The organism is Clavibacter sepedonicus (assembly GCF_000069225.1).
Classification (GTDB): Bacteria; Actinomycetota; Actinomycetes; order Actinomycetales; family Microbacteriaceae; genus Clavibacter; species Clavibacter sepedonicus.
In genome coordinates this window covers 2594245-2607436 of the sequence record NC_010407.1, presented here as the reverse complement: position 1 = coordinate 2607436, position 13192 = coordinate 2594245, and the positions used below count along the sequence as shown (strand labels likewise).

Below are 13192 nucleotides of genomic sequence, written 5' to 3'. Positions count from 1 at the left end.
TTTTGTCGTCATAGTCCTCATCATCTGTCAAGTCTCAACTCACGAAGGTCCGTCCGGCCGCGCGTAGCCGTTCACGGAGGCCTTTCGGTGCTGCGGTTGCGCGAAGACGCTCGAGGTCATTGAGTCTCCTCGTCAGATTTCGGACCGTCCTGAGCGAGTCGTTCCGAAATACCCAGGCCATCGCGCCGGAGAGGGAGGCCGTGAACAGAGCCTCAGGGAGCATTCGCCACAAGTGTGAGCAGAGTATTGGAACCAGCAATTCCGCGCCGTACAGAACGGCTATGCATTCGACTGGAGCTTCGCTGGTGAAGAGGGCGATGATGTTGAACATGGAAAGAAGCACAGCGTAGAGGATAAAAGCCATTGCGCACATGCCGAAGGCGGCCAACTGGCTCTCGACCCCGAGGGAACCTGCGCCGAGTTGTGTGAAGACAATGAGACCCATCGCCATGCCGACGAAAGTTACGCATGCGATGACCCACGTATTCTCGGATTTTTGTTCGATGGCTAATTCTGCAATGACCGAAAAGGCGAATGCGTGGCCGAGTATTATCCATAGCGGCGGCTTCACGCTGGCTGCCTCGGGGATCGAGCTTTCGACTCGACGAAGACGATCCTCTGCCTTGGACAAGCTGGCAGCCGTCCCGGTCAGCTGGGTCTCGTGATCGGGTACGACGAAGCGGCCGACCTCCATGCCGAGCAGCCAGCAAGTGGCGGCTGCAGGGAGTATCACGACAAGCGCGGGGATTCTCCGCACATCACTGAATGTCGCCCCGACGGCGAAGGTCGTGAGGACGAGAGCCGCGACTGCCATCAACACGCCGACGGCGCCAACGCTGCGTCTCACGCGTTCTTGGTGCTTCTGGTCCTCGAAGGTCGATTGCCCTCCGAGCGAGATTCCAAACAAGACTATTGTCACTGCGAGGTAGGACAATAGCGAGTTCGTCGTCACGTCCCCGAGGGTCACGCCCCAGACCGACACCCATGCGAATTGAGGAAGCGCGCTAGCGCTACTCGGAGATGCGATGTTCACCACGAGCCCGGCTATCCAAAAGCACGGCGCAATCGAGGCCAACGCGAACGTATGTATGAATCGACGGGATTGGGGTAGGGATGCTGGTCTCGCTGGCTCCATGGGCTCTCCTCATCACGACGGTTGAGAGGTCAGGGTATGGGCTGTCGTCTTGGTCGTTCGGGCCTATTGACACGAGCTCGTGTTGCGGGTTAGCCGTCCGCGCTTAAGCACTGAGGCGGCGTTCGCCCCTCCACGGGCGGTCTACGAGTGGACGCCGCTCCAGGATCAGCTTGGGGCCGGCCCGCCGTCCACGTGCGCCGGGAAGTCGTCGCGCGTCGCGTCGTCCTCCTCCGCGGCCGCACTTCCACGGCGGGCCTGGTGGCTCCGGATCGACAGCGTAACGGCCGCCGCGACGATCGAGACGCCCGAGCCGAGCAGCACCGCGAGCGTGCCCTCGTCGCGCACCTCGTCGAGGCCGGCGAACGCGAGCTCGCTCATCAGCAGCGAGACGGTGAAGCCGATGCCGCCGAGGAGCGAGACGGTCACGAGATCCCGCCCCGCGAGCCCGCTGGGAGCGCCCCGGCGGCGCGCGACCCATGCCCCGAGCAGCCCGCCCGCCGTGATGCCGACGAGCTTCCCGAGCGGGAGCGCCAGCGCGATGCCCCAGAACGCCGGGGCCAGCTCGGCCAGCCCGACGGCGGGGATCGCCACGAGCGCAGCGGAGAACGCGAACAGCGGCAGGACGATGCCGTTCGAGGCCGGCTCCAGCGCGTGCGCCGCGCGGAGGCCCGAGAGGCGGGGGAGCGCGAAGCCGAGCGCGACGCCCGCGATGGTCGCGTGGATCCCGGAGGAGAGCGTCGCCCACCAGGTCACCAGGGCGATGAGCACCAGCAGCGCGACCACGGCGATCCGTGCGGCTCCCGTCCGCCCGACGCCGAGGCGACCCACGACCGCGAACAGGACGACGCCCGCGACCGCGAGGCCGAGCGCGCCCACGTCGAGGTCGGTCGTGAAGAAGACCGCGATGATCACGATGGCGATGAGGTCGTCGAGCACCGCGAGCGCGAGGAGGAAGACGCGGACGGCGGCGGGCAGGCCGCGTCCGAAGACCGCGAGGACGCCCAGCGCGAAGGCGATGTCGGTCGCGGTGGGCACCGGCCACCCGCGCTCGAGGCCGCTGCCCGCGGTGATCGCGAGGTACACGCCCGCCGGCACCGCCACGCCGCCTACCGCCGCGATGGCGGGCACGAGCGCCGCGGAGACGCTGTCCAGCCCGCCGGCCAGGAACTCGTGCTTGAGCTCGACGGCGACGATGAAGAAGAAGACCACGAGCAGGCCGTCGCTCACCCAGTGGCGGAGCGACAGGTCGACGCCGATCGCGGGGACGGCGAGGTGCCCGTCGGCCCACGCGATGAGGCCGGGCCCTGCCGGGGTGTTCGCGACGACGAGGCCGACGACGGCGGCCAGGAGGAGGAGTCCGGCGGCGACGCGCTCGGAGCGGATGAGGGAGGTCATGGAGGCCTTCCGGGGTCGGGGGAGGGGGAGACGGTCACCCGCCGCCGACCAGACTTCCCGGCACACCGACCACCAGCCTACCGGCGGGCCGGTGCGAGGATGGCGGGATGAGCGAGCCCGCGTCCCCGTCCGCATCCGCCGCGTCGTCCGCATCCGCCGCCGCCTCGGGAGCCGACGCTGTCGCGGACCTGGCCGCCGCCATGGCCGCCCTGCGCGCCCCCGACGGCTGCGTCTGGAACCGCGGGATGACGCACCGGACCCTCGTCCCGTACCTCCTCGAGGAGAGCCACGAGCTCGTCGAGGCCATCGAGACCGACGACGTGCCCGGCATGCGCGAGGAGCTGGCCGACGTGCTCCTCCAGGTCGTGTTCCACGCCGACATCGCGCGCACCGAGGGTGGGGGCTTCGACCTCGCCGACGTCGCCCGCACCGCGACGGAGAAGATGGTGCGCCGTCACCCGCACGTCTTCGGCGACGAGCGCGCCGACATCGTCGAGGAGGTCCTGCGCGTCTGGGGCGCCGCTAAGGACCGCGAGAAGTCGGCGCGCACGAGCGTCGTCGACGGGATCCCGATGGGCATGCCGTCCCTCGCCCTCGCCGACAAGCTGCTCGGCCGGGCGGAGCGCGTCGGGCTGCTCGAGGCGGACGCACCGGCCGCGATCCCGGTCGACGACGAGGACGACCTCGGCCGGCTGCTGCTCGCGGTCGTGGTCTCAGCGAGGTCGCGGGGGCTCGACGCGGAGCGCGCGCTGCGGACGACGCTGCGGTCGCTGACCGCGGAGATCCGCGCGGCCGAGCCGGCAGCCGGAGCGGGCGGGGGCGCCGCGGGCGGGGGCGCCGCGGGCGAGGGCTCTGCGGGCGCCGCGGCCGATGACGACACGGCCCCCGGCGCGGGCCGGAGCGCCTGAGGCGAGGTCCGGCCCGCGGGGGCGTCGCCCGGGATTTACCCGATCCCGGGCCGCCGTGTCCGTCGCATCCACCCGAAGGAGACGACGGACAGATCTGGGCGCTCACACCGTACGGGTCTTCGCCCCATGTCCATCACGGGCGTTATGGTGAGGCGTGGCAGCTCCGGATCCGCACCGCCGCCAGGACCTGCTGGCCCACATCCTCGACCACCTCCGCGCGCACCCGCTCCAGTCGGTGACCTTCCGCGGGCTGGCCGACGCCCTCGGCGAGAGCACGTTCGTGCTCGTCTACCACTTCGGATCCAAGGAGCGGCTGCTCGAGGCCGCGATGGACGCCGTCGACCAGCGCCAGGCCGAGATGGTCGAGGGCGACCCGCGGGAGATCGGCCCCGGCGAGCTCCGCGAGTGGATCACCCGGGCCTGGGGCTGGCGCCTCACCGACGTCAACCGCGACTTCCAGCGCCTCGAGTTCGAGGCCGCGCTCCTCCGCACGCGCGACGGCGTCGTCCGGCCGGATGCCATCGCGAGCGTCTCCGCGTGGCGCCGGTTCGCGCTCGAGTGGATGCTGGCCCACGGCGTCCCCGACGACGTCGCCCTCGACACGGCCGACCTCCTCCAGGCCGGGTCCTACGGCCTCCAGTTCGACTTCGTGATCTCCGGCGACCGCGACCGGGCCATGCGCGGCTTCGAGGCCCTCATCGACGCGTTCACCCCGCGCATCCAGCCGTGGCTCGACCTGGCCGAGGAGCAGGGGTCGCCCGGGGCGCCGGAGCGGCCGCCCGCCGCCTGACAGAATCGGGGGATGCCCCAGCAGATCACGCCGCCCCGCGGCATGCGCGACTTCCTGCCCGCCGAGAAGGCCCGACGCGAGCAGGCGCTCGCCATCATCCGCCGCACCTACCGTGCGCACGGCTTCGACGAGATCGAGACGCCCGTGGTCGAGGAGTCCGGACGCCTGCACGCGGGCCTCGGCGGCGACAACGAGAAGCTCGCCTACTCGGTGCTGAAGCGCGGCCTCTCGGGCGACGACCTGCACGCGGCCGCCGACGCGGGCGACGTGCTGGCGCTCTCCGACCTGGGCCTCCGCTTCGACCTCACGGTGCCGCTCGCGCGCTTCTACGCCTCGCACCGCGCGGAGCTGCCGGGCGTGTTCCGCTCGATCCAGGCCGCCCCCGTCTGGCGCGCCGAGCGCCCGCAGAAGGGCCGCTACCGCCAGTTCATGCAGTGCGACATCGACATCATCGGCGAGGCCGGGCAGCTGGCCGAGGTCGAGCTGATCTCCGCCACCGCGGCCACGCTCGCGGCGCTCGGCCTCACGGGCTGCACCATCCGCGTGAACGACCGCCGAATCCTCGCCGGGATCCTCGACTCCTGCGGTTTCGCGGCGGAGCGGCAGGCGCAGGCCCTCATCAGCATCGACAAGCTCGACAAGATCGGCGCGACGGGCGTCGTCGCGGAGCTCGCCGAGGGCGGGGCGGACGCGGCGGCGGTGCTCGGCGGGATCCTCGAGCGCATCGAGCCCGCGCTCGCCGACGGCGGCGTGCCGCTCACGACCGAGGCGATCACCGCGATCCTCCCCGCGGGCGTCGACCCCGACGCGGTCGCCGACCTCGAGACCCTCGCGGACGCGCTCGTCGGCCTGCCCGACGGCGTCACGCTTCGCTTCGACCCGACCCTCGTGCGCGGCATGGGCTACTACACGGGCACCATCTTCGAGATCGCGCACCCCGCCTCCGGCAGCTCGGTGGGCGGCGGCGGCCGGTACGACGGCATGATCGGCCGCTTCCTCGGCCAGGACGTGCCGGCCGCCGGCTTCTCCATCGGCTTCGAGCGGATCGTCGACCTGGCCGTCCTGCCCGTGGCGGCGGACGACGACGCCATCGCGCTCGTGCACGACCGGCGCACCCCGGTGCGGGTGCTCGCGCGCCTCAAGGCGGAGCTCGTCGCGTCGGGCCGGCGCGTGCGCCTGGAGCCGCGGCCGAAGAACGTCGCGCCGCTCCTCGAGGCGCTCAAGCAGCAGGGATTCCGCACGTTCGCGGCCGTCGACGGCGACACGGGCGACGCCGCCAGCCTGCAGGAGCGACCGCTCGACGGCGGCCCGCGCGGCTGATCCGTCACCTGCGCGACACCTGCGCGCGGGCCCCGCCGCCCGCGGCCCGGAACGGCCCCGCGGCTAGGATGGACCCGACTTCCCACCCCCTCACCGCAACGCAAGGAGACCATTCCGTGGCAGCCATCGAAGCAGTCAACGCACGCGAGATCCTCGACTCCCGGGGCAACCCGACCGTCGAGGTCGAGGTGCTCCTGGAGGACGGCACGTTCACGCGCGCCGCCGTCCCGTCCGGCGCATCCACCGGCGCGTTCGAGGCGTACGAGCTGCGCGACGGCGACGCGGGCCGCTACCTGGGCAAGGGCGTCCAGAAGGCCGTCGCCGCCGTCGTCGACGAGATCGGCCCGGCCATCCAGGACCTCGACGCCGCCGACCAGCGCATCATCGACGCCACGATGATCGAGCTCGACGGCACCGAGAACAAGTCCCGCCTCGGCGCGAACGCGCTGCTCGGCGTCTCCCTCGCCGTCGCGAAGGCCGCGGCCGACTCGGCCGAGCTGCCCCTCTACCGCTACCTCGGCGGCCCGAACGCGCACACGCTGCCCGTCCCCATGCTCAACGTCATCAACGGCGGCTCGCACGCGGACACCAACGTCGACATCCAGGAGTTCATGCTCCTGCCCGTCGGCGCGTCCACCTTCTCCGAGGGCCTGCGCTGGGGCGTGGAGACGTACCACGCGCTCAAGAGCCTGCTGAAGAAGAAGGGCCTGTCCACCGGCCTCGGCGACGAGGGCGGCTTCGCGCCGAACCTCGACAGCAACCGCGCCGCGCTCGACCTGCTGATGGAGGCCATCGACGCCGCGGGCTTCACCGCGGGCAAGCAGATCGCGCTCGGCCTCGATGTCGCGTCCAGCGAGTTCTACTCGGACGGCGCGTACACGTTCGAGGGCCAGAAGGTGGATGCGGCGCACCTCACCGCGTACTTCGCCGATCTCGTCGCGTCCTACCCCCTCATCACCATCGAGGACCCGCTGGACGAGGACGACTGGGCCGGGTACGACCACTTCACCGCCGAGCTCGGCTCCAAGGTGCAGATCGTCGGTGACGACCTCTTCGTCACCAACCCCAAGCGCCTCGCCGACGGCATCACGCGCGGCGTCGCCAACTCGATCCTCGTCAAGGTGAACCAGATCGGCACGCTCACCGAGACGCTCGACGCGGTCAGCCTCGCGCAGCGCAGCGGCTACACCACCGTGCTCTCGCACCGCTCCGGCGAGACCGAGGACACGACCATCGCCGACCTCGCGGTCGCGGTGGAGGCGGGCCAGATCAAGACCGGCGCCCCCGCCCGCAGCGAGCGCGTCGCGAAGTACAACCAGCTCCTCCGCATCGAGCAGGACCTCGGCGCCGCCGCGGTCTACGCCGGCCGCAGCGCCTTCCCGCGCTTCCAGGCCTGATCCGGCCGATCCGCCCGCGCCCCTCCCGGCGCGGGCGGATCGCCGTTCCCGCCCCCCGCACGACCCGACCCGCACACGAAGGAGGACCGATGGCCCGCTTCCCCGGCCTCGACACCCTCCGCGCCCGCCGGGCGCCGCGCCCGCGCACCGAGCGGGTCCCCGTGGCGCTGCCCGACGGCGACGCGCCCGCGGGCAACTGGCTCCGCAGCATGCGCTTCTCCGGCTTCTCGGTCATGGTGCTCGTGCTCCTCGTCCTCACGGTCGTGGTGCTCGCCCCGGGCCTGCGCATCTACCTCGAGCAGCGGCAGCAGCTCAGCAGCCTGCAGAGCGCGGTGGACGCCCAGAAGGGCACCATCGCCCAGCTCCAGGACCAGCGCGCCCGCTACGACGACCCCGCCTTCCTCAAGGCCCAGGTGCGGGATCGCCTCTTCTACGTCATGCCCGGCGAGACGAGCTACCTCGTCCGCGGGCTGCCCGCCGCGTCCGGGGAGGCGACCACCACGCCCGACGGCGCGCCCATCAGCGCCGACCTGCAGGAGACGAAGCAGGACTGGGTGCAGGCCCTGCTCGGATCCGCGCTCACCAGCGCCCTCAGCGACACCCCGCCCGACCAGCTCCAGGGATCCGTCCAGGGAGGCGACCAGTGACCCGACCCCCCTTCGACCCGCCGTCCGAGCGCGACGTGCGCGTCGTCACCGCCCAGCTCGGTCGACCCGCGCGCGACGTCGTCGGGATCGCCGCCCGCTGCGTCTGCGGCAACCCCACCGTCGTGAGCACCGCCCCGCGCCTCACCGACGGCACGCCGTTCCCCACGCTCTACTACCTGTGCCACCCCGCGGCCACCACCGCCATCTCGCACCTCGAGGCGGAGCACGTCATGGCCGAGCTGCAGGACGACCTCGCGGAGGACGAGGCGCTGCGCGACGCGTACGCCGCCGCCCACGCGTCCTACCTCGCCGACCGCGAGTCGATCCTCGTGGTGCCCGAGCTCGCGGGCGTCTCCGCGGGCGGCATGCCCGTGCGCGTCAAGTGCCTGCACGCCCTCGCGGGCCACGCGCTCGCCGCGGGTCCGGGCGTGAACCCCATCGGCGACATCGCGCTGGCCCGGGCGTCCTGGTCGCCGGACGTCTGCGAGTGCGCCGACCCCGACGCGGCATGATCCGCGCGTCGGGCACCCGCGCGTCCGGCATCCCCGCCTCCAGCCCGCGCCCGGCGACGCGGCCCGCGCGCCGCGTGGCGCGGGCGGCCGCCGTCGGGATCCTCGCCCTCGTCGCCGTGCTGCCGACCGCGACGCCCGCCCACGCGGATCCCGTGCGCGAGCGCGAGTACTGGCTCGCCGACTACGGCATCGAGCAGGCGTGGCAGACCACCCGAGGTGAGGGCGTGAAGGTCGCCGTCATCGACACGGGCGTCGACGCGTCCGTCGCCGACCTGCGCGGCGCGGTCGTGGGCGGCACCGACGTGTCGGGCGTCGGATCCACGGACGGAACGAAGCCCGTCGGCGCCTCGAGCGAGCACGGCACCATGGTGGCGTCGCTCCTCGCCGGCCGCGGCACCGGCACGGGATCTGGCGTCATCGGCGTGGCCCCGGCCGCGAGCGTCCTCAGCGTCTCGGTCGCGCTCGGCGGCCCGACCCCGGGCGCGCGGGACGAGGACGCGCAGATCGCCGACGCCGTCCGCTGGGCCGTCGACAACGGCGCGCAGGTCATCAACATGAGCCTCACCCGCAACTCGCTCGACTGGCCGGAGAGCTGGGATCGCGCCTTCCTCTACGCCTACCAGCACGACGTCGTGGTCGTCGCGGCGGCGGGCAACCGGGGGAGCGGCACCACGGAGGTCGGCGCGCCGGCCACGATCCCCGGCGTGCTGGCCGTCGCGGGCGTCGACCGCGCGGGGGCCGCGAGCTTCGACGCGTCGTCGCAGGGCATCACCATCGCGGTGGCCGCGCCCAGCGAGCAGCTCGTCGGCGTCGAGCCCGGCGGCCGGTACGTGCAGTGGAGCGGCACGAGCGGCGCGGCGCCCCTCGTCTCCGGCGTGGTCGCGCTCGTGCGGGCCGCGCATCCGGAGCTGAAGGCCGACGACGTCGTGGAGCGCGTGCTCGCGACGGCCGAGCAGAAGGGCCAGCCGGAGATCTACGGGCGCGGCCTCGTGGACGCGGCCGCCGCCGTGACGGCCGACGTCGCGCCCGCGAGCGGGAAGCCGCTCGGCGACCTGGAGGAGTGGGTGCGCCTGTACCGCCGCGCTCCCGCCGCCACGCCGGATCCGGCCGCCTCCGCCACCCCGGACGCCGCGCCCGCGACGCCCGCCGACGCGCCCACCGCCGACCCCGCGGCCGACGCGCTGCCGACCGCGGGCGAGCTCCGGCAGGTGGGGATCCCCGCCCTCGTCCTCTCCGTCTTCGCGGCGCTCGCGGCAGCCATGGCCGTCGTGGCGACGCGGCATTTCAGGCGGCTGCTCCGGAAGGGGTAGCCTGATTTCGACCACAACCTGCAGGGAGTCATCCATCGTGCCCAAAATCCTGATCGTCGGCGGCGGCTACGCCGGTTTCTACACGGCATGGAAGCTCGAGTCGCACCTCCGATCCGGCGAGGCCGAGGTCACCATGGTCGACCCGCTGCCGTACATGACGTACCAGCCGTTCCTGCCCGAGGTGGTCTCCGGATCCATCGAGCCCCGCCACGCGGTCGTCTCGCAGCGCCGCCACCTCCGCACCACCAACGTCGTGACGGCGAAGGTCACCGGCATCGACCACGCGTCGAAGACCGCGACCATCACGCCGCCCGTCGGTGAGCCGTACGAGTTCACGTACGACATCATCGTCGTCACCGCGGGCAGCGTCTCGCGCACGTTCCCGATCCCGGGCGTCGCGGACGAGGCCATCGGCCTGAAGACGATCGAGGAGGCCGTCGCCATCCGCGACCGCATCTTCGCCAACTTCGACCGTGCGGCCACGCTGCCGGCCGGCCCCGAGCGCGAGCGCCTCCTCACCTTCGTGGTGGTCGGCGGCGGCTTCGCCGGCATCGAGGTCTTCGCCGAGATGCGCAGCATCGCGACCGACCTCGTGAAGAAGTACCCCGAGATCGACTTCGAGGACACGCACTTCCACCTCATCGAGGCGATGGGCCGCATCATGCCCGAGGTGTCGCTCGAGACCAGCCACTGGGTGCTGAAGAACCTCGCCGAGCGCGGCGCGAACGTGCACCTCGACACGCAGCTCAAGTCCGCCGTCGGCGGCGTCGTCGAGCTGTCGACCGGCGAGTCGTTCGAGTCCGACGTCATCGTCTGGACCGCGGGCGTCATGGCCAGCCCCATGCTCAAGAACACCGACCTGCCGATCGAGGAGCGCGGGCGCCTGCGCGTGCGCGCCGACGGTCGCGTCGAGGGCGACGACGGCATCGTGGCGGACGCCTGGGGCGCCGGCGACGTGGCGGCCACCCCCGACCTCACGGGCGGCGGCGTCGGCGGCTTCTGCGTGCCCAACGCGCAGCACGCCGTGCGCCAGGGCAAGCTCATGGCGAAGAACCTCACCGCGAGCCTCCGCGGCGAGGGCGTCACCGACTACTTCCACAAGAACCTCGGCGCCGTCGCGGGCCTCGGCCTGTACCAGGGCGCGTTCCAGTCCGGCAAGATCGGCATCACGGGCTTCCCCGCCTGGGTCATGCACCGCGGCTACCACGGCCTCGCGATCCCGTCCTTCGAGCGCAAGGCGCGCGTCGTCACCGGCTGGGTGAACAACCTGGTCTGGGGTCGCGACATCGTCTCGCTCGAGGCGCGCGAGACCCCGCGCACCGCGTTCGAGACGTTCGCGTCGCGCCCGCGTCCCGCCGCGGACGCCGCGCCGGCCGCTCCCGCGAAGAAGGAGGCGGCACCCGCCAAGAAGGCCGCCGACGACACGGCCGACGCGCCCACCGAGGGCGAGAAGTCCCCGGCGCTCGCGGGCAGCTACAGCTCGTCGCCCAGCGTGGAGAACGCGGACGAGAAGCCCTCGGCCTGATCCACCCGCACCACCGACGACGGCCCGCAGGCTCGAGCCTGCGGGCCGTCGTCATGCCCGGGCGCACCGGATCCGCCGGCCGACCGTAGGCTGTCGGGAGCGCCGAGGCGCCACGCCCCCGTAGTCCAATTGGCAGAGACGGGCGACTTAAAATCGCTACAGGTCAGGGTTCGAGTCCCTGCGGGGGCACCGCTGGCTGGGCGCCTGCGATCCCGATATTGAGGGGGAGTAGGGGGCCCATGAAGCCGCTCGGAGCACCCGCCTCCGACAGGCCCGGCGTTCTCCTCCACGAGGGCGCGCCGGCGCAGGAAGTCGAAGGACTTCACGCGAAGCCCGATCGATTCGCCCCACTGCAGCCTCGTGCAAGCGTGCGTGCACATGAGGGTGGCGTGCTCCCCTGACTGCAGGTCCAGCCACTCGACTCGGCCGTGACCGAGGTAGACGTGGCGAGACCTGAACGGGGGACCTCCCCGCGTGCACGGTCCGCGCGCATACTGTAGGAGTTGCGTGCAAAACCAACGCGTCAATGTACGTCCGCATCCAGTCCCGGTGAATGACATGACTTTTCCCTCTGCGCCCGAGCCCATCGCCGCCTACGACGCCTCCACGATCGCACGTTGGTTCCTTGCGTGGGCCGACAGCGAGGAAGAGGGCGCTCTGTCGAATCTGAAGTTGCAGAAGCTCCTGTACTACGCGCAGGGGCATCACCTTGCGCGCTTCGGTGCTCCGCTCTTCGCAGATGAGATCCAGGCGTGGACTCACGGTCCGGTCGTCCCTGTTGTCTACCGCCAGTACAAGGACCACGGTTCGAACGCGATCCCCTTCACGGAAGACTTCGACTTCTTCCAGGTCGACACGGAGACGACCGACCTTCTGGCCTCCGTCTGGGAGACGTTCGGCTCCAAGAGCGCTTGGAAGTTGCGCGAGATGACGCACTCCGAGGCGCCGTGGACGAGCAGCTACCGCGACGGAGAGCACTTCATCACCATCCCGCGATCGGTGATCTACCGCTACTTCCGCGGGCTCTCCGCGTTGGCGGAGTGAACGACCGCAGGCGGAATCGTTCACGACCGCAGGCTTCCGCCACGGAGCTTCCATACGACGAACCGAAGAACACGGACGGTAGCCACCCGGTGTTCTGCCTCAAGCATCTTCACCGTGACTTCGACCTCAAGGAGTCCGCGATGACGAAGGAGGCGAAGGCGGCGTTCGCTGAAAGCCTGCAGTCGCTGTCGGGCCTTACGTGGAAGGACCTCCGCAGAGCCCCAAAGCACGGTCTCGGCTTTGAAAAGTTGCCCACTACGAAGCTGCGCATGACTATGCCTGACGCGTTCTCCGAGTCCTCCGAAGTGTTCGTCTTCCGGTACTCCGGCAAGCTGCCGATGGCCGGCGTACGCGCTGGTGCGACGTTCCACATTTTGGCGATTGAGCGTCAGTACGGGGATCTCTACAACCACGGTAGCTGAACGCGGAGTGATACTCCGAGATGGACCCCGCCGAACTGGTTCGTGGTTCGGCCGATGGTACTCGTGAGGGCATCTTCGTTGCCCAGAAGGAGAACCATGAACACCACGCGCACCATGTACACCGCCAGGCTCGGCGAGGACGCGACGGTCAGCCTCGTCTTCCGCAGGTTCCGGAGGTCGGCCGCAGGCTTCAAGAAGGACACGTCCGGCCTCTGGAACACCGTCATCGAGGCGAACGCTGGCATTCCGCGGGACCACAGGTTCCCACCTACGAAGACCTGCTAGGAGGCCGCGCAGAACGTCGCTCGCTACACCGGCGACCAGGTGCAGTTCATCTGATTCGCCGGCGAGCGCGCCCGCCTCCCGGCGCCGGGGCGCTCCTACGTGGGCGGCCCCGAACGGGAGGCAGACGCCGTGGAGAGCCCTCCCATACGCTCGGACTCATGAGCATGCGCATCCAGATTCGGGTCTACCCGGGCAACATCGACCGCACTAAGGCCGAGTACCTCTACAACGTCGGACCAAAGGACACTCCTCCGAAGGTGGGGGACCGCGTGCGCTTTGACATGTCGAGCACAGCGGAGCCCGAAGGCGAGGTCGAGGCAGTGAGCTGGTCAGTCGGTTTCGACTTCCTCGTCGTCGATGTCGTCACGATGATCAACGAGCGGGTGAGGCAGCTCGCGGACGATCTCGAGTGGGTCGACATCAGGAATGGAATCCCGGACGATGAGGAGCCCGACTTTTTCGTCGGTTAGAACCCTCACCAACACACAGGCCCCGGCGCCAG

Annotated in this window: 14 protein-coding genes and 1 tRNA gene; 13 read left to right on the top strand and 2 right to left on the bottom strand. The window is 70.9% G+C overall.

What is annotated here, in order from left to right:
* Positions 1-34: 34 nt before the first annotated feature.
* A complete protein-coding gene (locus tag CMS_RS12130; protein WP_133064107.1) occupies positions 35-952 on the bottom strand; it encodes a hypothetical protein in 918 nt (305 codons plus the stop codon).
* Positions 953-1300: 348 nt separating this feature from the next.
* The gene (locus tag CMS_RS12125) at positions 1301-2530 is read right to left on the bottom strand and encodes a Na+/H+ antiporter NhaA (protein ID WP_041464672.1); all 1230 of its coding nucleotides are present in this window, start codon (positions 2528-2530) and stop codon (positions 1301-1303) included.
* A 107-nt stretch (positions 2531-2637) separates the two neighbouring features.
* Between CMS_RS12125 and CMS_RS12120 the strand changes: the two genes are divergently transcribed.
* The 13 genes from CMS_RS12120 (at position 2638) to CMS_RS12060 (ending at position 13160) form a co-directional block, all read left to right on the top strand.
* The gene (locus CMS_RS12120; RefSeq protein ID WP_041464671.1) at positions 2638-3438 is read left to right on the top strand and encodes a MazG family protein; all 801 of its coding nucleotides are present in this window, start codon (positions 2638-2640) and stop codon (positions 3436-3438) included.
* Positions 3439-3592: 154 nt separating this feature from the next.
* Positions 3593-4228: a TetR/AcrR family transcriptional regulator gene (locus CMS_RS12115; RefSeq protein ID WP_012299727.1), complete on the top strand. Its 636-nt coding sequence runs from the start codon at positions 3593-3595 to the stop codon at positions 4226-4228.
* A gap of 12 nt (positions 4229-4240) precedes the next feature.
* Positions 4241-5548, top strand: coding sequence for a histidine--tRNA ligase (gene hisS / locus CMS_RS12110; RefSeq protein ID WP_012299726.1), 1308 nt, complete (start codon positions 4241-4243; stop codon positions 5546-5548).
* 116 nt (positions 5549-5664) lie between these two features.
* Positions 5665-6945, top strand: coding sequence for a phosphopyruvate hydratase (gene eno, locus CMS_RS12105; protein ID WP_012299725.1), 1281 nt, complete (start codon positions 5665-5667; stop codon positions 6943-6945).
* A gap of 89 nt (positions 6946-7034) precedes the next feature.
* Complete coding sequence (locus CMS_RS12100) at positions 7035-7592, top strand: FtsB family cell division protein (protein WP_012299724.1); 558 nt, start codon at positions 7035-7037, stop codon at positions 7590-7592.
* Positions 7589-8104 carry a DUF501 domain-containing protein gene (locus tag CMS_RS12095; RefSeq protein ID WP_012299723.1) on the top strand — a complete coding sequence of 172 codons (516 nt, stop codon included), beginning with the start codon at positions 7589-7591 and terminating at the stop codon, positions 8102-8104. The genes CMS_RS12100 and CMS_RS12095 overlap by 4 nt, the downstream gene beginning before the upstream one ends.
* Positions 8101-9414 (top strand): S8 family peptidase, encoded by a 1314-nt coding sequence (locus tag CMS_RS12090; RefSeq protein ID WP_086935915.1) that lies wholly within the window; start codon positions 8101-8103, stop codon positions 9412-9414. Before CMS_RS12095 ends, CMS_RS12090 begins: the two co-directional genes overlap by 4 nt.
* Positions 9415-9451: 37 nt before the next feature.
* Positions 9452-10939 (top strand): NAD(P)/FAD-dependent oxidoreductase, encoded by a 1488-nt coding sequence (locus tag CMS_RS12085; RefSeq protein WP_012299721.1) that lies wholly within the window; start codon positions 9452-9454, stop codon positions 10937-10939.
* A gap of 114 nt (positions 10940-11053) precedes the next feature.
* Positions 11054-11128, top strand: a tRNA-Leu gene (locus CMS_RS12080).
* A gap of 369 nt (positions 11129-11497) precedes the next feature.
* Positions 11498-11983, top strand: coding sequence for a Panacea domain-containing protein (locus CMS_RS12075; protein ID WP_012299720.1), 486 nt, complete (start codon positions 11498-11500; stop codon positions 11981-11983).
* 140 nt (positions 11984-12123) lie between these two features.
* A complete protein-coding gene (locus CMS_RS12070) occupies positions 12124-12405 on the top strand; it encodes a hypothetical protein (RefSeq protein WP_133064108.1) in 282 nt (93 codons plus the stop codon).
* 96 nt (positions 12406-12501) lie between these two features.
* Positions 12502-12690 (top strand): hypothetical protein, encoded by a 189-nt coding sequence (locus tag CMS_RS12065; RefSeq protein WP_041464669.1) that lies wholly within the window; start codon positions 12502-12504, stop codon positions 12688-12690.
* Between the two features lie 158 nt (positions 12691-12848).
* Positions 12849-13160, top strand: a complete 312-nt coding sequence (locus CMS_RS12060) for a hypothetical protein (protein WP_012299717.1) — start codon at positions 12849-12851, stop codon at positions 13158-13160.
* Positions 13161-13192: the final 32 nt, after the last annotated feature.

Bases quoted from the DNA above. Each gene is read 5' to 3' on its own strand.
- CMS_RS12125 (WP_041464672.1), bottom strand. From the start codon at position 2,530: ATGACCTCCCTCATCCGCTCCGAGCGCGTCGCCGCCGGACTCCTCCTC.
- CMS_RS12120 (WP_041464671.1), top strand. From the start codon at position 2,638: ATGAGCGAGCCCGCGTCCCCGTCCGCATCCGCCGCGTCGTCCGCATCC.
- hisS (WP_012299726.1), top strand. From the start codon at position 4,241: ATGCCCCAGCAGATCACGCCGCCCCGCGGCATGCGCGACTTCCTGCCC.
- CMS_RS12100 (WP_012299724.1), top strand. From the start codon at position 7,035: ATGGCCCGCTTCCCCGGCCTCGACACCCTCCGCGCCCGCCGGGCGCCG.
- CMS_RS12090 (WP_086935915.1), top strand. From the start codon at position 8,101: ATGATCCGCGCGTCGGGCACCCGCGCGTCCGGCATCCCCGCCTCCAGC.
- CMS_RS12075 (WP_012299720.1), top strand. From the start codon at position 11,498: ATGACTTTTCCCTCTGCGCCCGAGCCCATCGCCGCCTACGACGCCTCC.
- CMS_RS12070 (WP_133064108.1), top strand. From the start codon at position 12,124: ATGACGAAGGAGGCGAAGGCGGCGTTCGCTGAAAGCCTGCAGTCGCTG.
- CMS_RS12065 (WP_041464669.1), top strand. From the start codon at position 12,502: ATGAACACCACGCGCACCATGTACACCGCCAGGCTCGGCGAGGACGCG.
- CMS_RS12060 (WP_012299717.1), top strand. From the start codon at position 12,849: ATGAGCATGCGCATCCAGATTCGGGTCTACCCGGGCAACATCGACCGC.